This window comes from Parasalinivibrio latis, from assembly GCF_036825535.1.
In the GTDB taxonomy this organism is placed as follows: Bacteria; Pseudomonadota; Gammaproteobacteria; order Enterobacterales; family Vibrionaceae; genus Parasalinivibrio; species Parasalinivibrio latis.
Map to the genome: position 1 here is coordinate 1071556 of NZ_CP098813.1, position 18726 is coordinate 1090281.

Here is an 18726-nt window from a genome sequence, read left to right on the forward strand (position 1 = left end):
CGGCTCTCCTTATGCCCGGAAGACGCGGCTTTCTGTGGTGGTTGTAAATTGCGCTGCCAGCGCAGGATTAGCCTTTTTGAAGGCGGTGGTATCCATGCGCTGGGCACGTTGGGTTTTCCAACTGCAGAGTTTTTTGCCAGTCTCATCAAGAAGGAGGTCGGCATGCTCACCCATGAACGCTTTGATTTTCATGTCGAGCCCACCGATACGTTTGCCGCCAACCAAGGGGCCGTAGGCTTGTGTTTCCAGGGCACTGATTTGCTCTTTGAGTGTTTTAAATTGCCAGAAGACATCGATGATGTCTGGGGTAGCCGTGATATGTGAACCGTCATCATACCGGTAAAGGCATTCCACATCCTGGAGGGTCTGTGGCTCTGGAGGTACGTCTGCAATGACATGGTCAAACCAATACGTGGTCAGCCGCTGGGTAACGATGTCAGCCAGTGCCTGGTTCCAAGCCATGGTGAAAATCCTAAAATCATTGCCTCCGATAAGGACCGCCAGATCCCATTCACGTTTGTTCAGCACAATCATGTAGTGGAGCTCTTGGAGCATGTAGGGTTCGGGGACATCATCATCAGCCTGGAACAAGGTGATTTGATTATCGAGCTCTTGGTAGATGTTACCTTTTCCCCATTGGTCGCGGGCCGCCCACTTATCTGCTGTCTTGCACTCGAGCCCCTTGTCGGCACCAATGATGAAGCGGTCTATGTTGGCACGGAGCCAGGGCATAGACTTGTGTACATAGGGGTAGCGGCGTTTTTGGATTTTTTGCCCTGTGCGGCGTGCATACTCCTTGGCAACGATGTCCTCAAGCTCTGTCCCGAAATGGACGTGCGGATTGCAGGACAGATCATCCGGTGTTTTCCTGCCAGTTTTTTCCAACCAGACGTCATAGGCCGTGCGGTAGGGGCTGATACCCAAAATAGCGGCGACATCACTGCCCCCAATCCCTAGCCGGCGTTCCATATGGAAGCGCTCATCATCACAAAGGGCATTGAGGTTTGCCCCTGCCAGTACCTTGGTGGTGTACTGACGGTGTAGGTTGTTACGTTGGATAGCTGCCTGGTTCATTTAACGTTCCTCCATCTCATCGGTATATTGACTAAGGCATGCCTGCAGAGCGTCTTCAGCAATGTGCTCGGCAAGGGCAAAAGCGGCGGCAGTGAGTAGGGTTTTCAGTTGGGTGACAGCGGCCTTGTCGTTTTCAAGGGCTAGGGAGCACACTTTAGTGAATGCATCGTGCTCGATGGCACGCACGATCACATCGTCAAAGTCCACGGTATGGTTACCCCACTGGTAGGTGCGGCGTTGCAAGAGTGTGTCAGCGATGTCATCAACGAGTTGGTCCAAGGCATCCAGCCTGGCATCGAGCTGGGCCTGGATAACTAGGTAGCGGGCAATGTCTCGTTGGACGATGCAAGGTGATATGGTCATGGTTAATGTCCTGTTCTGCGAGGTGACAAAACAAGATTAACCATGGTTATCAAAAATAACCGTATTAGTTATGAGAAATTATTTTGAATAACTAGGAATGCAAAAAAAGCCCGGTTATTTTTCGGGCTTTTTGGTTAATGTACTTAACTTTAAGACAGGGCGTTATTTGGCCAACATTACCGAATACCAAAAAGCCCGGCCGAGGATCTCGATATCCTTAACCTGTTCGGCGTTGTAGTCCTCATTGGGGTAATCGTCATAGTTAAAGCTTTTCAGGCGTAAACCGCCGGCAGGTAGGTTTTGCAATACCTTGACCCTTAGCAGTCCCGCATGGTTGATGGCATAAATGGCACCATCGACCACCCTTTCCCGTTCTGCCATGTCGATACCAACAGACGACTTGTCAGGAAGGACCGGCTCCATGCTGTTGCCCGAGACCGTCACACAGGCGGCATTGCCATACTCAACCCCCAAACCACGCAGTGTTGACTTTGCGAAGCGGTGCCGGGGCATGTGGCTGTTGGTGGACAGGGATGTGTCGAGGGTGTAATAGGGGAGCTCGATATCCTCGGGTGACAAGGGAGTGCCGCCCTCCGTCACGCTCTGCCACGGAACTTCACCGTCCTCTTCCCCATCGGTAAGCCAGTCAGGCTCACACTGCAATGCGACAGCGAGTTCAGCAATTTTTGATGTTTGCTTGGTTTTACCACTGACCAGTTTATGGATGGCAACCTGAGATATCCCCACCTGCTCAGACAGCTCCCGTTGGTTGATGCCAAGGGCAAACATTCTTTCTTTGATTTTTCGAGCTAACGTATTCATATGGTTAAATTTATAACCAAAGTTGAGATTGTTCAACCTCAGCTTTGTTTGACTTATCCTAATTCATGGTTAATTTTAATAACCATCTACTGGTTATTTATTACCTGGAGGCGGTTATGCTCAAGCAAGATGTTATCGATCACTTCGGCCGTCAGGCCCTGGTTGCCGAAACGCTGAACATCAGTCAGGCAGCAGTCTCCCGCTGGGGGGACATCATCCCGGAAAAGCAAGCGTTTCGCCTGGCGTACCTCACTGAAGGTGCCCTGGTTTATGACCAGGTGTTCTACCACAACTTACACCAGCTCAAACGTGCGTTGAACGTTTAACCGATTAAGGGATAAACCTATGGATCATCTCGATACGGCTGTTTACAGCACGGTGCATGACTCCGCCGTCCCCGCCAGGCAAATCGCCCAGCAGCTCGGCATGTCCCACCAAGTCCTTATCAATAAAGCTAATCCCCAGTCAGACTCCCACAAGCTTTCCCTCCGAGAAGCCCTGGCTGTCCAGCTCATCACCGGTAACTACCGCATCCATGAAGCGATGGCGACAGAGCTTGCGCTGCAAAGGGCTGACGCACCACCGTCGACGTCCCTACTTGAGTCCGTGCTCAAGGCAACAGCCGAGCATGGGGATGTGGTAAAGGCTATCCAGAATGCTTTGGAAGACGGGGTCTTCTCCTTGCGGGAGCGGGAGAGATGCCAGCAGGAAGTGAACGAGGCAATAAGGGCCTTGGAGACCTTACGGAAAGCCATTGTGGTTGAGCCACTAAGGAGAGTATCTCATGGCTGATATTTTGACTATTCATCGTACTGCAAGCCCAGATGACGGGTTTTATCGTATTGCCAATCAATTGGGGTTGGCACTTTGCCGGGAGCACTTGTCCAACCGTGAAAGCCGTCTGATCCACGCCGTCATGATGAAGACCTATGGGTTCAATAAATCCATGGACTGGATTTGTAACGCCCAGCTTTGCGAGCTGACCGGTATAGATGCCAAGAACATCAGCAGAGTCAAAAAGGCATTGGTCGGCCGTCAGATTTTGCTGGTCGATGGCAACAAACTCGGCCTCAACCCTGTGACCGATGAGTGGCAATACGCGCCTCCACCTCCCATCGAAAACCGTCAGAAACCTGCGAAAAAACCGTCAATCCTGACGGCCATTAAAACCGTCAATTCTGACGGTGCTGACCGTCAGCCCCGACGGGGCCGACCGTTAAAACGCGACATTTCAACCGTCAGCCCTGACGACCACAATAGACAAGACACTATTACAATAGACAGGTTTACAAAAGACAGCGCGCGTGAGCCACGCGCCAAACGTGCCACTTCGCCGCCTAACACCTTCGAAGTTTCAACGGCCCTTTTCGACTGGGCAAAACAAAACGCCATTGAGGTCGATCTCTCTCAGGAAACCGATCGCTTTCTGGATTACCACCGAGCCAAGGGATCCACATTCCGTGATTGGACTGCGGCATGGCGAAATTGGATGCGCAATGCCAAACGTTTTGCCAAACCCCAACATCGATCAGCCAAGGAAGCGCCGTTCACTGGCTTGTTCAGCAAGGAGATCCAAGAATGGATTGATGCCCCTGATGCGTCACCCATCAGCGATGCACGCCGTGAGGCCCTGATGTCTGGAGTGATTGAGCATGAACCTTTCTGAGAAAACCCTGTTTGCTGAAATGCTCTGCCTGACTTCAAGCCTGTATATGCGGGAGCCCTTGTCCCGTCCCATGCTGGGGATTTACTGGCAAGCGCTGCGTGATTATGACCTCGAGGACGTCCGTCGGGCGCTAGACATGCAGGTGCGCAACCCTGACACGGGCCAGTTCTTTCCAAAGCCTGCCGATGTGATCCGCCAATTGGATGGCAACACCCAAACGCGGGGAGAGCAAGCGTGGAGCAAGTTATCCTGTGCAATTCAATCAGTTGGGGCGTGGCAATCTGTGGTGTTTGACGACGCGATCATCCATCAAGTGGTAATGGAAATGGGAGGTTGGGTGACGTTTTGTCACACCGACATGAGCGAGCAGCCATACCGCCATACTGAATTCGTCAGGCGGTACCTGAGCTACACGAACAAACCGCCCTTGGCGTACCCAAAGAAGCTTATCGGAATCAGCGAAGCCAATAACATCCAAAGTGGCCAACCGGTTGATGCGCCCATGGTGATTGGCGATGTGGCCAAAGCCAAGTTGGTGTACCAGGGAGGCCAGAAAGACGTCGGCAAGCCACGACAGCTGTCGCTTGAGGAACTTAGCGATTATGTGGTGAGGCTCAAGCATGAGCGCCCTTGAAACCGAGCTGGCCTTCCAACTGACAGCCCTTGGGCTACCAAAGCCAGAGCGTGAATACCGATTTCATCCGACCCGTCGCTGGCGCTTAGATTTCGCCTGGTCTGACTTGGGTTTGGCAGTGGAAGTTGAGGGTGGTGGATGGAGTGGGGGAAGGCATACCCGCGGCAAAGGCTTTGAGCAGGATTTGACCAAGTATTCCGAAGCTATGAGGTTGGGGTGGACGGTGTACAGGTGTGACCGGAGGCTGATCAAATCCGGGGAGGCGATTGAGGCTATCTCGCAGATATTTAGCCGCTTATCTGATACGCAAGGGTCGTCGTTAAGTCGCAAGTGGCTGTATAGCGGAACAAAAAGGAAGATTCCATGAGTGTACTACATGAGATTGCGGAAGTGATTGGCGCTGCCGGTGCGGTAAGGCTAGGGCAAGCAATGGGCGGAGCAAGGGTGTACGTGCCCCAGACGTTAAAATCTGACCATCCCCTGGTCCTTATCCTTGGCGTTGAAACGGCCGAAAAGCTCAGCTACTACTACGGTGGTGATACCTTTGATGTGCCGAGCAAGGTCATTTATCGCCATGTAAGGGATGCCCTTATCCGTGATGCGTACAACAGCATGCCTCCGGGGGAAGGTAATCGGGCTGATATCCTTGCAAGAGAGTACGGGATTTCCCGGCGGCATGTGATGAATATCGTGCGGAGCTAGTTTTTAGGTGGGTGTGGAATTGCGGCGCCACAGGCAAGTTCGGGATCGCGGTAGGCAGACTTCCAGTCATTGGATGCTTGCAGCCTAATGCATGCAGCTTGTGGACCTTCCGCTCTGATCACAATCGTTGCTCCTCTTAAATCCGCCCCCTCTAGGTGAGCCCCTTGAAAGTTTACAAGTTGAAGATTTGCATTTCTAAGGTTGGCATAGTTTAAAAAAGCCAAGCTGAGGTCGGCGTTGAACAGATTTGCTCCTGATAGATCTGCGAAAGTGAGGTCTGCCTGTCGAAATTTACTTCCGCTCAGATTAGCGTTGGGAAGCCGTATACCTCGCAGGTAAACACCTGGTAGTTGGTCATACCGATTATGACTATCTTTGATAATTGGAATAGATAAATTAAGTCCAACTAGGTCTTCGTCTATTGAATAAAGGTATTCCAAAGCATCAATTTTCCCGCTATTACCAGGAGCGATTACTGTAATTAACTGCCAGGCATTGACCTTCCTTTGTTGCTCACGGTCTTCAATATCGATGTAAAACCCTATTAGCGTCAGCAGTAGAAGGAACGAACTTGCTGCTGAAAATATTCGCGTAAAGTGAAGTTTATCAAGCCAATCTGCAAAACGGTGCAACTGCTGGGAGGAGTATCGACACCATACCTTAGGATTCCAGCTCATCAGGACTCCTTAATCTAAAGAAGTGAAACGGTTCACCTAAACCACCAACAGCAATGCAGGCATTTTCGAGACATGAATCGTCATTTATGGCCTGTATCTATGACCTATAAGTTGGGCGCCCGCTCCCGTCAACGCCTTGAGGGCGTACATCCCCATCTCGTCCAAGTGGTGAAACAGGCGATTACGATAAGTGACGTTGATTTTACGGTACTTGAAGGGGTCCGAACCTTACAGCGCCAGAAACAGCTAGTGGTAAAAGGGGCATCACGGACGTTCAGGAGCCGTCACCTCACCGGCCATGCCGTCGATTTGGGTGCTTGGGTGGGTGATGAACTGCGCTGGGACTGGCCCTTGTACCGGCTTGTCGCTGATGCAATGAAAACCGCAGCAGATGCACTCGATATCCCTATCGAATGGGGAGGGGACTGGGCCACCTTTCCTGATGGCCCGCACTTCCAGTTGCCTTGGCATGCTTACCCACAGGAGGTGCAGTGATGTCAGTGTGGAACGTCCTGTCTGGCCTTGTCTCACCCATTACGGAACTAATCGATGAGTTGCATACCAGTGATGAGGAGCGCCTAGCCATCAAGGCAAAGATGCTGGAGCTACAGATGAACCTCGCCACGCAGGTAATGGATTACGAAGCGCGCCTTATAGAAGCGAAAACCCAGGTTATCACCGCGGAAGCCAATGGGGGCAGTTGGCTGCAACGATCATGGCGCCCTGTCACTATGTTGGCATTCCTTGCCTTGGTGGTTGCCGACAGCTTTGGTCTTCTGGCTTTCCGGCTGGCACCCCAAGCCTGGACTCTTCTGCAGATTGGCCTTGGGGGCTACGTGGTTGGACGCAGTGTTGAGAAAGTAATGCCATCGATAGCGACACTGCTACCGGGGGCGAAATCCTGATGGAGAAGCTCAATGTCGGCGTCAGTTACAGCGCCTCAGTCGTTACCGTGATTGCTGGGTTGACTATCAATGACTGGGTGGCACTCGGGGGCTTGTTGATTGGTCTTATAACCCTGGTGACCAACCTCTGGTACAAGCGTGAAAACCTCAAACTCCAGAAAAAGGCGCGCAGGCATGACGCCGATTGACTGGCTTTCCATTGAAACCGAATAACGCAAGGGACTGGAGTCCAACCGTAAAGTTGGTGACCGCTTTGGAGTGTCGGAAACCTCGATTCGCCGCCGAGCCAAGAAATATGGCTGGGTGCGGGATGGCGCGACCATTAAGCGTGAATGCGTCAAGGCTTACTTTGCCGGCAAGCCTGAGCCCGAGATAGTTGGGAAACCCAAGGCTGTGGCAGCGGCGATAATGGAAGCGGCCAACGAAGACATCCATGACATGGACGTTGGCCTTGAGAATGCCTGCCTTGCCCTGAAGCTTGTCAATAAAACTCTCCGCACGATTGAAGCCGATGAACGTTCCATCAGGATGCTGGTGATGGACGCGAAAAACCTCAAACTGCTGACGGACACCAATCGGTACAACATTGACCTTATCCGGCGTATCCGAGGACTGGATGACCCAGGCCGCAAAGACGACGACATGACAGAAAGCGAACTGGATGCCCGTATTGCCGAACTTAGCAAGAAGCTATGAACACCTCGGCAGGAAAGCGCGAGCTCCTTTCCCTACTGGAAAGGAAACGGGCCTTGAAGGCACGCCATTCGCTTGATGCCTATTGCCGCAGCATTCCCATCCCAGGTGCCCCTCTTAACGATGATGAGGATTGCGAGGCCTTCTATCCGGACACCGTGGTACCTGCACGCCACCATCAACTGATTAACGAAGCTCTGGAGAAAGTCGAGGCCGGTGATATCAAGCGCCTGATGGTGTTCATGCCCCCAGGCTCGGCAAAGTCGACCTATGCCAGCGTGGTGTTTCCGACCTGGTTTATGGGAAAGAACCCCGGCAAGCAGGTTATTTCAACGTCCTACGCATCCAACCTAGCCTGGAAGTTTTCCCGAAAGTGTCGCCAGATATGCAAAAGCCCGGCGTACCAGCAGATATTTGATACCGGATTGACGCCGGACAACAAGGCTGTTGAGGCATGGTCCCTGACTAACAATGCCGGTTACATGGCTGGAGGAGTGCTTTCGGGCATCACCGGCAACCGTGCAGATGGGCTTATCAATGACGACCCTATAAAAGGCCGGGAGCAGGCTGACAGTGAAGTCATCCGGGATAAGACCTGGGAGGCGTACAAGTCTGACCTACGCACACGCCTTAAACCCAACGGTTTTATCATTTGGATACTGACCCGCTGGCACGAAGATGATCCGGTGGGGCGCATTTTGCCCAAGCACTACAACGGGGAGTCCGGCTGGATTGAAGCTCGGGATGGTGAGTCCTGGTATGTCATTTCCCTGCAGGCGGAGTGTGAAAGGGAGGATGATCCACTGGGCAGGGACCGGGGCGAGTTCCTCTGGACGGACTGGTTTTCCCCTGCATTCTGGCGACAGGAGAAACGCACTCAGGGGACGCGGAACTGGGAGGCACTTTATCAGCAGCGTCCCGCCCCGTCAGAAGGCGGAATTATCAAACGCGCATGGGTTAAGCGATACCGGGTTCCCCCTGCCCATCCCATACGCATTGTGCACAGCTGGGATACGGCCAACAAGGCCAAGGAAATCAACGACCCGTCAGTCTGCACTGTCTGGGCGGAAACCAAGCTGGCGTATTACCTCCTCTACGTTTGGCGTGACCGGGTCGAGTACCCGACTTTGCGTGCAATGGCTAAAAGTATTGCCCGTAAATACCCACCCCATGCCGTGCTTATTGAGGACAAGGCCAGTGGGCAGCAACTTATCCAGGACTTGCGTGCAGAAACTCGCCTGCCGGTTATCCCCATTGAGCCTGAGCACGACAAGATTATCCGCCTGTCGTCTGAGTCTCCCAAGTTTGAGGCCGGGACTGTCTTCCTGCCTCTTGAGGCCGAATGGCTGCCGGACTACGAGCGCGAGCTTTTTAGCTGTCCACTGACAGACACCTTTGACCAGGTTGACAGCACCAGCCAGTTCCTCCGCTGGGCTGGGGGGAGCATTGAGCACTATGACTACCAGCGCGTTAATGGCGGGGGCAACAGCTTTAAGCGGGAGGGCGTATGGTGATGGTATCCAAAACACTGACACGAGAGATAGCCGGGCCGACGGCCATCCGAAACCCCTGGGGGAGTGGCTCCGTTGCCAGTGGCCTGACACCGGCGCGGCTGGCATCCATCCTCCAGTCAGCATCGGATGGAGATCTGGAGGCTTACCTGACACTGGCTGAGGAAATGGAGGAACGTGATCCCCATTACTCCAGTGTCCTTCGCACCCGCAAATTGGCCGTGGCCGGGTTGCCGGTCAACATTGAAACAGGGGGTGAGGGCCGCCATGCAGACAGGCTTGCCGATACAGTGCGGGAGCTAGTTGGTGCCCCGCAATTCGGGGAGCTGGTTGACAATGCGCTGGATGCGCTAGGCAAAGGGTTCAGCGTTAACGAAATCCTTTGGGACCGCGGTGGCAGACGGTGGACACCCAGAGCCTATCTCTGGCGCGACCCACGCTTTTTCCAGTTCAACCAGAAAAAGCCGGATGAAATCCGCCTGCAAGATGACAGCGACCCGGTCGATGGGCTGCCTCTGCCCCCCTACAAGTTTGTCATCCACCGGCCAAGGATGAAGTCGGGCCTGCTGCTTCGTGGTGGGATGGCACGCCTGGTGGCATTTTCCTATGTGTGCAAGATGTATGGCCTCAAAGACTGGCTGGGCTTTCTGGAAATCTATGGCATTCCCCTTCGCCTTGGTAAGTATGGGCCAGGTGCCAATGAGGAGGACAAGGCCGTTTTGAAATCGGCCGTGGTCAACATCGGCTTTGACGCAGCGGCTATCTTGCCCGATTCCATGGTGATTGAGTTTGAGCAAATCGCCCAGGCGTCAGGAGCCTCTGAAGTGTTTGCCCGCCTGGTGGAATGGATAGACCGTCAAGTTTCCAAGGCTGTCCTTGGCCAAACGGCCACGACTGAGGGTACACCGGGTAAACTTGGCAATGAGGACGCACAGGATGCAGTGCGCCAGGACCTCATTGAGGCCGATGCCCGCCAGTTGTCCGATACCCTTAACCGGGATCTTATCCGGCCATTCATTGACCTCAACTTTGGCCCGCAAGCCGTCTATCCAAAGGTGGTTATCGCCATCCCAGAAAAGGAAGACATTGATGCGCTGGCCACGAATCTCGAAAAGCTGGTTCCGCTCGGACTTAAAGTTTCGGCGAAGGAAGTGCGTGCCAAGTTGGGCCTGTCTGAGCCCGCCAGTGATGCCGATTTGTTGGGTGTGCCTGCCGCCCCTGAGCCTGACGAAACCAAGCCTGATAAGACGGAGCAGGCAGAAAACCACCGCAAAGCCCTGAACCGTGTGACGCCTGATGACATCGACCAGATAGCCCAAATGATGTTGGATGACTGGGAAGGGGCAACGCACATTACCGATCCTATTCTGGCTGCCGTGAAAAGTGCCAACAGCTATGAGGACATCTTGGCCTTATTGCCCGGGCTGCTGTCAAAAGTGGATCCGACTGCCCTAACGGACAGCCTCGCTCAGGCTGGTTTTATGGCGTACGGGGAAGGCCGGGAAGGCGACGAATGACTATCCCGGCTCGCCTGACCGTACCCGAGCAGGCGCTCGCATACCTGAAGGCCAAGGGGTATGCCATTGCCTGGCACTGGGATGAAGTCTGGAAAGAGGAACATACCTGGGCGTTTACTGCCGCCAAGGCCATGACCCAGGACCTTCTTATCGACATCCACGACGCGGTTGTGTCCGCCATGGCCGAGGGGAAAACCCTGGCACGCTTCAAAGCAGAGCTTGAGCCCAAGCTGGCAAGGCGGGGCTGGCTTGGACGGGCCTTGATGCCGGACGGCTCGGTTGTTGAGCTTGGCACGCCAAGGCGCCTTAAGCTTATTTACGACACCAATTTAAGAGCCTCCCGGGCTGCTGGCCAGTGGGCACGGATTGAGCGTAACAAGGCAGTGCTTCCGTACCTGCTCTATGGGCTGGGTCCCTCCAAAGAACACCGCGAGGACCACGTGCACTGGGAAGGGTTGGTATTGCCGGTGGATGACCCGTTTTGGGACACGCACATGCCGCCCAATGGATTTGGCTGCCGGTGCCGCGTGCGGCAGCTGACGGCTGAGGAGGCCAAAAAGCGCGGTATCTCTGCATCCCCCAAGCTTCACCATACCACCTGGACCCACAAACGCACCGGGGAAGTGATGGAGGTTCCTGAAGGGGTTGATCCGGGCTGGGATTACAATCCGGGGAAGGCGAGAGCCAAGGGACGCAAACGCTGGGAGAAGGAAAAAACAGCGGTCTTTGAGCAAACAGTGGGTAAGCCAGGTGAATCTGTGCCGCTTCGCAGGTGAGCTATCGCGCTATCAAAGCAATATCCTTGATATGTAAAAATCCCGACTTTAAAACAAATAATGTCTACTAATCAAACTAACAATAGTTAAGAATATTAACCTGTTATTACGCTGAAATATGTCGGGATGAGAGAAAGGAAGGATTCTGTGTTGCGAGGGTGGCTGCAAAAGCTAATGAGTAAAACCGACAAGGAGGAGCTCGATTTTGTACACAAGTCCACTGGCATCGTTGCAGGTTTTGGGACGTTTTTTGTCTTTATTATCGGTACGGTTGTCAACATCTTGTTATCTGAGGAAGAACAAATTTCCAAGGAGAGGTTTGAAGACTCTCATTTAATCGAACTAGACACGCGCACAATCATCGAAACCCCTCCAGAGATAGTTAAACAGCAAAAACCTGCCACCAACAACACTTCTGATAATTCACTAAGTGCAGTTAAAGACGATCAAAAATCACGTCCGTTTAACATAGAAATTGTAACGGAAGAGAAATACAACGAGCAGGTAGGACGTTACGAAGCTTATCGAAAGGATTTAGACAGTAATAGACCAAAACCAATTACTTTAGATGGAGAAGAGAATGAGGCTAACTAACTGGATTCTGTTACTTTCACTTGCATATGGCTCCACCGTTTTGGCGTCAGAACGCATAGATGAACTTGAGGGAAGAATAGAAAAACTGGAACAACAGATTTCGCAACTCGCGGCGACGTTAGAACAAAGCCCGCATCAAGATGATTCTTCAGGGCGTAGTCTATCCGATACCTCCAAATTCTCGCCAGGCCTTTGGATGGAGTTTTACCGATTGAATTTGAAAGGTTCTAGGGAACTGCCTTTGCAACCAGAAGGTACGCCACTTGGTGCTCTTTTAGATACTGACTCTCCGAAATTTGAGTTTTCCTTTTTTATGAAAGACTCAAACCTCAAAAAATACCACAACGAACCTTATGGGTTATCTTGGACTGGCTATCTTAATATCCTAGAGGGCGGCCCTCAGATATTTACATTGGATGTTGCTTATAAGTCCGACCAACTTGCGGAGAAAAGCTATTGTAGCGCGTCACTTTCTCTTGATTCCAAGAGCTTGATTGAGTTGAAACCAAAATTTGGTTCACATGACAGGGACAAAACGAAAACTGAGATAGCTCAAATTAACCTCGAGAAAGGTATTTATCCGGTTCAAGTATGGCTCACTTGCGGCACTCGACTTTTAGGAAGAGTGCCAATTCTTCAAGGTTTGAGTGCTCAATTGAACTACCGCGCACCAAGTGACAGAACGCTAACGCCAGTCCCTAAAGATCAGCTTCTGCACAAGATTTAAAGAGTGCTTCGACGAGCCTTGTAGTCAATCCGAGGCTCGTTTCATCAGACCCTCACCACCTAAGTGTTTTTACTTAGCCAAAAGGCCAACTAGTTCGAGCCTACAAATACTGTTGTGAGGTGGTCATCCTGTCCACTTCCCCGTTAACAAGACAACATATAACTAGAGCTTTCCAGTCTCCGTCGGTATTCAGCCGGCGGGATATTTCCTAAGCTTTCGTGAGTCCGTTCTTCGTTGTAATCAAGCATCCAGATCCATGCCATGTCTCGCACTTGCTCAAGAGACTCGAACAGATAAGCATCCAGGAACTCTCGGCGGAATGAACCGTTGAAGCGTTCCACAAAGCCGTTTTGCTGAGGCTTACCGGGTTCGATATAGACCAGCTCAATGTCATGTGTTTCGCACCAATCGGTCAGTTGTGCAGAGATAAGCTCCGGGCCATTATCGACGCGAAGTTGTTTTGGCAAGCCTCGTTCCTCTTTTAGGTGTTCCAGAGTGCGCACGACTCGGCCAGCCGGGAGCGACGTATCGACTTCAATAGCCAGGCATTCCCGCGTGGCTTCATCTTCGACATTGAGGGTGCGAAATCGCTTCCCGCAATACAGCGTGTCATGCATGAAGTCGAGTGCCCACTGATGATTAGGCTCCATGACTACCTCCAACGGCTTAGCTACACGCTTGGGTAAAACACGTTTTGGGCGCCGTTTTAGGTTCAGACCCATTCGGCAGTAAACCCGGTAGACCCGCTTGTGATTGAAGCTGAGTCCTTTGTATCGCATGCGCCCATAACACTTCCAGAAGCCTGCCTGCGGGGACTTGCTAAGTACCGCGTTGATAGCATCAATGACGTCGGCATCCGCTACCCGCCAGTCCCTGGGTTTTCGATAAAAACTGGCACGCCCTAACTGAGTGAGTCCACAGGCTTTTACAACGCTCAGGCCAACGTTAATCAGGATGTGTGCACAATCCCGCTTGTCGTTGACTACCAGCCCTTTTTTGCGAACAGTTCCTTCATCGCATGGTTTTCCAGGCTGACATCTGCGTACATTTTCTTGAGCTTGGCATTTTCAGCCTCAAGCTCTTTAATTCGCTTGAGTTCAGAGGCTTCCAGCCCTCCGTACTTGGCTTTCCAGTTATAGTACGTCGCATTACTGATGCCATGCTGGCGGCAGATATCATCGACTTTCATGCCCGCATCGGCCTCTTTGAGGATGGCAACGATCTGAGTTTCGGTGAACCGTGACTTTTTCATGGTGTTCTCCTGCAATTAAAAGGCAGAAAACTCCAGTTTAGACTGTCTCAGAATAGGGGAAGTGGACAATTTCACTCATGATCGGGTTATCAAACAATGGAAAGATAGATTGATCGGTTGGCTGTTAGGTGCTTCAAAATCACTACATTGATAGAATTAACTCACTAACGGCATCCAGCCTGCGCAGGGGAGGCTGGAGGGGCTGGGGTGAGCACTCAACATGCTCACAGCACTATTAGGTTTAAATCAAATCCAACATTGGATAGCGTTAAAAAAACTACCGACGGAACTTAGCCAGACGGCTTCTGTTTAGAGCGTTTTCGTTTCCGATCTCTTCGAGCGCTTCTTGGGTATTTTTCATCAGAATCTCGGAACTTTGCCCTAATTTTATACACGCACGGATATAGAGGGTTAATTCTTCGCCTTTGAATTGTTTGAACATTTCTTTGAGTTCTTCTTTGCTGAGCTTAGCGAGTACATGCGCATCTTCACTATTCCAAGAACTTGAGCCTTTCCACCTATCTAAGATAAGGCGCGGACTATCTTCTTTTTTGTGATCGTTATATGCCTGCCTCAGCGCATTTTCGAACTTAGAATCCTCTATGTCGAAAGTGTGATAGTGTGAGTCAATATTAAACCTTTCTGGACTTTCCCGGAATGTGTCCAAGTAGAACTGAATAAGCGTGTCAGCTTTTTCCTCAAACCCAATTTTTCTTAAGATTATTAGAGGCTGGCTCCACTGATGGGTTGTAACATCTAGAATTGAAGCACGAAGCGCCTTATCAAAAGCATTTGCAACTTCATCACCATTGTCATCAAACGAACCATGGTAAATTCCCCAAGCTTTGGATAATTCATCCGCCCTTTTCATCGACATTATTTCTGATTGCTTAGCGTTGCATAGTTCTAACCATCTATTTTCATCTGGGAATCCATTTTCGATACTATCTGCAATTGCTAAATCAATCATATCTGTACGTTTGTATCCGTATGCAGCTAAAATGTCGTTCCACTGTTGGCAATCTTTTTCCTCATATTCTTTAGCTATCTTAGTTGTTCCTGCATTTTTTATGAATCTGAAATCAGGGACGAGATTGTCTCCTTTACAACAATAATAACTCCAGCTCAAAAGTGTAACGCTATGAATTAATTGAGATTTAATGCTGTCATCGTGACTCTCTATAAGAGATAGTAAAGAAGTGGTGTGGTATTGGATTTTTCTTATGACTCGGATATTTTTTATATCTAATTTTATACAGCATTCTTTGAGGAGATTATTCCATTTTGGGTTACCCTGTGTGTTATCTAAGGCTAAGTTAAAACTTTCATGTGAAGTTGGTGAAAAACAGAGTTGTTTGTCGATTACTTTTTCTTTGTATTCAGAGAACTCATCCGTAGCCTCTTTATCTGCGTTTTCATTAAGAAGAAGAACAACTTTACAGTCTTTTTGCTCTTTGAAGTATGAAACGAGTCCCAAGAAGTCTTTAATTCTCAGGTCTTGGCCATGACGCTCGAGATCATCAAAGCAAATAATCGTTTTATTTAGAGATAGATATGATAATGATGTGAAGACTGAGCCTAGGCCTTCAACATACTCTCCAACGAATGGGATTGAGATGCCCCGCAATGCAGACATGGATTTTCGAGATACCTGTTTAGCGATGCTTTGATAGTTTTTCTTAAATGTTTTGAGATCAGGTTTCTCACCTATATTAATGGTATCGACCGTGTTCTCAAAAACAGCACGCTTTATCTCCTCGATACTATTGAGTCCAAAAAGAGATACGTAGGAATATGCATTTAAACCAACTTCTGCTTTGTACTCTTTTAGGAACTTATTCCAACTGTATGTTTTGCCTACCCCCCATGGTCCTTTAATCGCTAGCACTTCTGGTTCAGTGCTTTCGACAAAGTGCTTTATTTGGCGTTTTACGAGCTCAATCGACATTGCTTTCCTTTTTTATTTTAGTAACAGTGAGATATGTAGTTTCCAGAAATAGTAAAACTGTGTAGATGCTAAAGAAATGCGAAGTGTAAGGAAATTTGAGCGTTAATGCATAGATAATAGTCAAAATTTCTGATAACAAGTTAAAAACTTTGGAATTTTGGAATGGTATGGACATAGCTCTTGTTCAGCCTGATGGCATATTCATATCCTCGGATGACTACATTCAGTCCCCATCAGACTTCGTAGGCAGGCTCATTTGCCCGGATTGCAAAAAGAAGTGTTGGTATGTGAAACGCTCATTTCACCGAGGGGCGGAGAGACAGCATCATTTCGCTTCAAACCACTCTGATGGCTGCAATAGGGCTTCATCTCTCAACATCTATGAAGATGAGGCCGAATACGACCCAGAAAAGGCGAAGTCTCAAGACGACCTCTATGTTGACTTGGATAAAGCGAAATCTCAGAACATAGAGGTTCAGCAAAAAAATAAAGAAGAAGTTGAGGAAACGAATTGGGGCGTTAAACCTATCCATAAAGGCTCCAATGGTCAATTTCCGAATAATCGTTCTCTGAGGCAGATTCTTAGTTATCTGATCAGGAATCCCGAGTATGGAGAGGGCAAAACCATCAACGTTGTCGCTGAGTCTGGACGCAGTATTTTGCAAGGCCAGTTGAGAGACTTCCTCGTTCAGGTCCCACATTTTGAGGAACAGCATTTCCAGAAAACTCAAATCATCTGGGGTGAGATAAACAACTGGCATGAAGATAAGAATGGTACGTTGTGGCTAAATTATGGAAGGGGTGACGAGCCAAGTTTCCTACTGGAAAAGCCACTCAAAGAGAAGGTGATGGAACATTTTAGAGTAGCGGACTTTGAGCGATTTCTAGGTGCTCACTTCATCTTAGTTGGTGTTGTGGGGAAGTCGAAAAGAGGCAAGGCATTCATCAAGTGTTCAATGACAAAGTATATGGCTTTTGTTCGTAGAAAATTGTGAGTAGAAAATCATCAATTTTTTCGGAATGAATCACAGAAAATTTAATTTAATCTTGATCTGAAGCTATCTTGGTTTGATTGGTCGAAATAACATCAAACGAGTATGTATGCGATCGAAATCAAGATTAATTATAGTGTTTTTGTGTTATTTTACCGACAATGAATAGATTAATAAGAACGTGATCATTTTGAGATTATTGTATGTCTACTAAAATTTTTCTTAAAAACTTCTCCTTAAAAAGTATATTGAATTTTATTAGATTTTTCATAGGGAAATAATTGTGAGAGAACTAAATAAAGCACTATTAAAACTATCTAAGCGTGCTGAAAAATATACAAGCCAACAATTGGTAGAGTCGTTCGTTGATGTTGGCCCATTATTTACTTTACTTTCCAATAGTGATAACCAGGTCATATTCGGACGTCGAGGCACTGGAAAAACGCATGTGCTATCATACCTGACAAATCATCTTATTGATAAATCAATAACAACTGTCCAGATTGATATGCGGACAATAGGGTCAACTGGCGGAATATACTCCGATACACAGCTTCCAGTGTCAGAGAGGGCTACGAGGCTTTTGTCTGATACCTTGTGCGCAATACATGACGGTATACTTGGGCAGGTTTTAGAGGATGATAAAAATCTATACGATTTGTCTTCTCTAGCAACAAACCTAGATTCGATTGCAGAGCAGTCTACTTCAATTGTTATCGAAGGAGACATTGAGCAGGAAAAAGGCAACGCCGGTAAACTGATATCTACGGTTAAAGATTCGGCATCTGTAAAGGTAAATCCAGCAAAGATAGACTTTAGTGCTGTTGCTGAAAACGTCAGTACCAGTGAGGATAGCTCAAACGAGCGTAGTCTGAAAAAAGGTACTGAGAAAATTCGTATACATTTCTCCAGTGTTTATAACGAATTCGATAAATTAGTATCTAAATTGCCCTCTTCTGAACTTTGGATATTAATAGATGAATGGAGTGAAGTGCCATTAGATCTCCAACCTTTTTTGGCGGACTTGCTTCGAAGAACACTGTATCCCGTAGACGGTATTACAGTTAAAATTGCAGCAATTGAACAACGCTGTAATTTTAGAAGGCACAATGCACACGACGGTTCATACATTGGTATCGAGATCGGAGCTGATGCATCCGCTAGTTTGAACCTAGATGAATTTATGGTATTTGATAATGATGAAAGGCGTGCTAAAGAATTCTTCGGTAATATGCTCTTTAAGCATGTTTCTTCACTTGATACTGACGAGAGCAACCCTTTATCATTAACATCACAATCCAAATTTATTAATGATGTTTTTACACAAGAGGGCGCTTTTGAAGAATTTGTTCGTTCTTCTGAGGGGGTACCTAGGGACGCTATAAATATAATTGGTTTGGCGGCTCAAAAAGCTCTTGATAAGCAAATATCTATACCAATTACCAGAGAGGCAGCTCGTAATTGGTACCACCGTTCAAAGCATAAGGCGATATCTAGTAGGCCGGAAGCTCTGAATCTTCTTGAGTGGATAATTAATGAGGTTATAGGTCAAAGGCAAGCTAAAGGGTTCCTACTTTCCAGTAATGCTAAAGATGAACTCATCGAGTACCTTTTTGATAACCGTATTATACACCTACTAAAGACCGGGGTGTCTGCTCAGTTATTCCCAGGCAAGCGGTTCAATGTATATTGCCTAGATTATGGCTGTTATGTTGACTTACTGGCAACGAAAAATGCACCCAAAGGGTTATTGGTTGAAGAAGCTACAGATGGCTCTGAAAGTGAGTACATAGATGTCCCAAAAACTGACTTTCGATCGATTCGCAATGCGATATTAGACTTAGAGCGTTTTTATCAATAAGAGAGCCTATCT

22 protein-coding genes are annotated in these 18726 nt (G+C 49.0%); 16 read left to right on the plus strand and 6 right to left on the minus strand.

Annotated elements, in window-relative coordinates; genetic code table 11:
- Window positions 1-9 precede the first annotated feature (9 nt).
- The 3 genes from NF212_RS21800 to NF212_RS21810 form a co-directional block, all read right to left on the minus strand.
- Window positions 10-1074 carry a YqaJ viral recombinase family protein gene (locus NF212_RS21800; RefSeq protein WP_434361029.1) on the minus strand — a complete coding sequence of 355 codons (1065 nt, stop codon included), beginning with the start codon at window positions 1072-1074 and terminating at the stop codon, window positions 10-12.
- Window positions 1075-1437 carry a hypothetical protein gene (locus tag NF212_RS21805; RefSeq protein ID WP_434361030.1) on the minus strand — a complete coding sequence of 121 codons (363 nt, stop codon included), beginning with the start codon at window positions 1435-1437 and terminating at the stop codon, window positions 1075-1077. It abuts the gene before it with no gap.
- Between the two features lie 162 nt (window positions 1438-1599).
- Window positions 1600-2259, minus strand: coding sequence for an XRE family transcriptional regulator (locus NF212_RS21810; protein WP_434361031.1), 660 nt, complete (start codon window positions 2257-2259; stop codon window positions 1600-1602).
- Window positions 2260-2375: 116 nt separating this feature from the next.
- Here NF212_RS21810 and NF212_RS21815 point away from each other — a divergent pair, with 116 nt between their 5' ends.
- The 5 genes from NF212_RS21815 (at window position 2376) to NF212_RS21835 (ending at window position 5261) form a co-directional block, all read left to right on the plus strand.
- Window positions 2376-2585, plus strand: a complete 210-nt coding sequence (locus NF212_RS21815; RefSeq protein WP_434361032.1) for a Cro/CI family transcriptional regulator — start codon at window positions 2376-2378, stop codon at window positions 2583-2585.
- A 19-nt stretch (window positions 2586-2604) separates the two neighbouring features.
- Window positions 2605-3051 (plus strand): phage regulatory CII family protein, encoded by a 447-nt coding sequence (locus NF212_RS21820; protein WP_434361033.1) that lies wholly within the window; start codon window positions 2605-2607, stop codon window positions 3049-3051.
- Window positions 3044-3925 (plus strand): replication protein, encoded by an 882-nt coding sequence (locus tag NF212_RS21825; protein ID WP_434361034.1) that lies wholly within the window; start codon window positions 3044-3046, stop codon window positions 3923-3925. Before NF212_RS21820 ends, NF212_RS21825 begins: the two co-directional genes overlap by 8 nt.
- Window positions 3912-4559 (plus strand): DUF6475 domain-containing protein, encoded by a 648-nt coding sequence (locus tag NF212_RS21830; protein WP_434361035.1) that lies wholly within the window; start codon window positions 3912-3914, stop codon window positions 4557-4559. The genes NF212_RS21825 and NF212_RS21830 overlap by 14 nt, the downstream gene beginning before the upstream one ends.
- Window positions 4560-4922: 363 nt before the next feature.
- Entirely contained in the window at window positions 4923-5261 is a 339-nt protein-coding gene (locus tag NF212_RS21835; RefSeq protein WP_434361036.1) for a Mor transcription activator family protein, read from the plus strand.
- On the opposite strand, the gene NF212_RS21840 is transcribed toward NF212_RS21835, so the two are convergent.
- Window positions 5258-5938: a pentapeptide repeat-containing protein gene (locus NF212_RS21840; protein ID WP_434361037.1), complete on the minus strand. Its 681-nt coding sequence runs from the start codon at window positions 5936-5938 to the stop codon at window positions 5258-5260. The genes NF212_RS21835 and NF212_RS21840 overlap by 4 nt on opposite strands.
- 99 nt (window positions 5939-6037) lie before the next feature.
- Here NF212_RS21840 and NF212_RS21845 point away from each other — a divergent pair, with 99 nt between their 5' ends.
- The 9 genes from NF212_RS21845 (at window position 6038) to NF212_RS21885 (ending at window position 12661) form a co-directional block, all read left to right on the plus strand.
- Entirely contained in the window at window positions 6038-6433 is a 396-nt protein-coding gene (locus NF212_RS21845) for a M15 family metallopeptidase (protein ID WP_434361038.1), read from the plus strand.
- Window positions 6433-6843: a 3TM-type holin gene (locus tag NF212_RS21850; protein WP_434361039.1), complete on the plus strand. Its 411-nt coding sequence runs from the start codon at window positions 6433-6435 to the stop codon at window positions 6841-6843. Before NF212_RS21845 ends, NF212_RS21850 begins: the two co-directional genes overlap by 1 nt.
- Window positions 6843-7031, plus strand: coding sequence for a phage holin (locus NF212_RS21855; protein WP_434361040.1), 189 nt, complete (start codon window positions 6843-6845; stop codon window positions 7029-7031). Before NF212_RS21850 ends, NF212_RS21855 begins: the two co-directional genes overlap by 1 nt.
- A 70-nt stretch (window positions 7032-7101) precedes the next feature.
- Window positions 7102-7539 (plus strand): hypothetical protein, encoded by a 438-nt coding sequence (locus NF212_RS21860; RefSeq protein WP_434361041.1) that lies wholly within the window; start codon window positions 7102-7104, stop codon window positions 7537-7539.
- Window positions 7536-9050: a phage terminase large subunit gene (gene terL, locus NF212_RS21865; RefSeq protein WP_434361042.1), complete on the plus strand. Its 1515-nt coding sequence runs from the start codon at window positions 7536-7538 to the stop codon at window positions 9048-9050. The genes NF212_RS21860 and terL overlap by 4 nt, the downstream gene beginning before the upstream one ends.
- Window positions 9044-10564, plus strand: coding sequence for a DUF935 domain-containing protein (locus tag NF212_RS21870; protein ID WP_434361043.1), 1521 nt, complete (start codon window positions 9044-9046; stop codon window positions 10562-10564). Before terL ends, NF212_RS21870 begins: the two co-directional genes overlap by 7 nt.
- Complete coding sequence (locus NF212_RS21875; RefSeq protein ID WP_434361044.1) at window positions 10561-11340, plus strand: phage head morphogenesis protein; 780 nt, start codon at window positions 10561-10563, stop codon at window positions 11338-11340. The genes NF212_RS21870 and NF212_RS21875 overlap by 4 nt, the downstream gene beginning before the upstream one ends.
- A gap of 174 nt (window positions 11341-11514) precedes the next feature.
- The gene (locus NF212_RS21880; RefSeq protein WP_434361045.1) at window positions 11515-11934 is read left to right on the plus strand and encodes a hypothetical protein; all 420 of its coding nucleotides are present in this window, start codon (window positions 11515-11517) and stop codon (window positions 11932-11934) included.
- Window positions 11921-12661 (plus strand): hypothetical protein, encoded by a 741-nt coding sequence (locus NF212_RS21885; protein WP_434361046.1) that lies wholly within the window; start codon window positions 11921-11923, stop codon window positions 12659-12661. Before NF212_RS21880 ends, NF212_RS21885 begins: the two co-directional genes overlap by 14 nt.
- 143 nt (window positions 12662-12804) lie before the next feature.
- On the opposite strand, the gene NF212_RS21890 is transcribed toward NF212_RS21885, so the two are convergent.
- Window positions 12805-13913 (minus strand): IS3 family transposase gene (locus tag NF212_RS21890; RefSeq protein WP_434361047.1). Its coding sequence is split into 2 segments (ribosomal slippage): window positions 12805-13652 and window positions 13652-13913, totalling 1110 coding nucleotides; the frame shifts between segments, so codons are not numbered across the junction.
- Between the two features lie 277 nt (window positions 13914-14190).
- Window positions 14191-15861 carry a P-loop NTPase fold protein gene (locus tag NF212_RS21895; RefSeq protein ID WP_434361048.1) on the minus strand — a complete coding sequence of 557 codons (1671 nt, stop codon included), beginning with the start codon at window positions 15859-15861 and terminating at the stop codon, window positions 14191-14193.
- 287 nt (window positions 15862-16148) lie between these two features.
- On the opposite strand from NF212_RS21895, the gene NF212_RS21900 reads away from it, so the two are divergent.
- Complete coding sequence (locus NF212_RS21900; RefSeq protein WP_434361049.1) at window positions 16149-16856, plus strand: hypothetical protein; 708 nt, start codon at window positions 16149-16151, stop codon at window positions 16854-16856.
- Window positions 16857-17136: 280 nt separating this feature from the next.
- Window positions 17137-18714, plus strand: a complete 1578-nt coding sequence (locus NF212_RS21905) for an ORC-CDC6 family AAA ATPase (RefSeq protein WP_434361050.1) — start codon at window positions 17137-17139, stop codon at window positions 18712-18714.
- Window positions 18715-18726: the final 12 nt, after the last annotated feature.

What these genes read in the sequence shown, in the direction of transcription:
- NF212_RS21800 (WP_434361029.1), bottom strand. Translation starts at nt 1,074, where the DNA reads ATGAACCAGGCAGCTATCCAACGTAACAACCTACACCGTCAGTACACC.
- NF212_RS21805 (WP_434361030.1), bottom strand. Translation starts at nt 1,437, where the DNA reads ATGACCATATCACCTTGCATCGTCCAACGAGACATTGCCCGCTACCTA.
- NF212_RS21810 (WP_434361031.1), bottom strand. Translation starts at nt 2,259, where the DNA reads ATGAATACGTTAGCTCGAAAAATCAAAGAAAGAATGTTTGCCCTTGGC.
- NF212_RS21815 (WP_434361032.1), top strand. Translation starts at nt 2,376, where the DNA reads ATGCTCAAGCAAGATGTTATCGATCACTTCGGCCGTCAGGCCCTGGTT.
- NF212_RS21820 (WP_434361033.1), top strand. Translation starts at nt 2,605, where the DNA reads ATGGATCATCTCGATACGGCTGTTTACAGCACGGTGCATGACTCCGCC.
- NF212_RS21825 (WP_434361034.1), top strand. Translation starts at nt 3,044, where the DNA reads ATGGCTGATATTTTGACTATTCATCGTACTGCAAGCCCAGATGACGGG.
- NF212_RS21830 (WP_434361035.1), top strand. Translation starts at nt 3,912, where the DNA reads ATGAACCTTTCTGAGAAAACCCTGTTTGCTGAAATGCTCTGCCTGACT.
- NF212_RS21835 (WP_434361036.1), top strand. Translation starts at nt 4,923, where the DNA reads ATGAGTGTACTACATGAGATTGCGGAAGTGATTGGCGCTGCCGGTGCG.
- NF212_RS21840 (WP_434361037.1), bottom strand. Translation starts at nt 5,938, where the DNA reads ATGAGCTGGAATCCTAAGGTATGGTGTCGATACTCCTCCCAGCAGTTG.
- NF212_RS21845 (WP_434361038.1), top strand. Translation starts at nt 6,038, where the DNA reads ATGACCTATAAGTTGGGCGCCCGCTCCCGTCAACGCCTTGAGGGCGTA.
- NF212_RS21850 (WP_434361039.1), top strand. Translation starts at nt 6,433, where the DNA reads ATGTCAGTGTGGAACGTCCTGTCTGGCCTTGTCTCACCCATTACGGAA.
- NF212_RS21855 (WP_434361040.1), top strand. Translation starts at nt 6,843, where the DNA reads ATGGAGAAGCTCAATGTCGGCGTCAGTTACAGCGCCTCAGTCGTTACC.
- terL (WP_434361042.1), top strand. Translation starts at nt 7,536, where the DNA reads ATGAACACCTCGGCAGGAAAGCGCGAGCTCCTTTCCCTACTGGAAAGG.
- NF212_RS21870 (WP_434361043.1), top strand. Translation starts at nt 9,044, where the DNA reads ATGGTGATGGTATCCAAAACACTGACACGAGAGATAGCCGGGCCGACG.
- NF212_RS21875 (WP_434361044.1), top strand. Translation starts at nt 10,561, where the DNA reads ATGACTATCCCGGCTCGCCTGACCGTACCCGAGCAGGCGCTCGCATAC.
- NF212_RS21880 (WP_434361045.1), top strand. Translation starts at nt 11,515, where the DNA reads ATGAGTAAAACCGACAAGGAGGAGCTCGATTTTGTACACAAGTCCACT.
- NF212_RS21885 (WP_434361046.1), top strand. Translation starts at nt 11,921, where the DNA reads ATGAGGCTAACTAACTGGATTCTGTTACTTTCACTTGCATATGGCTCC.
- NF212_RS21895 (WP_434361048.1), bottom strand. Translation starts at nt 15,861, where the DNA reads ATGTCGATTGAGCTCGTAAAACGCCAAATAAAGCACTTTGTCGAAAGC.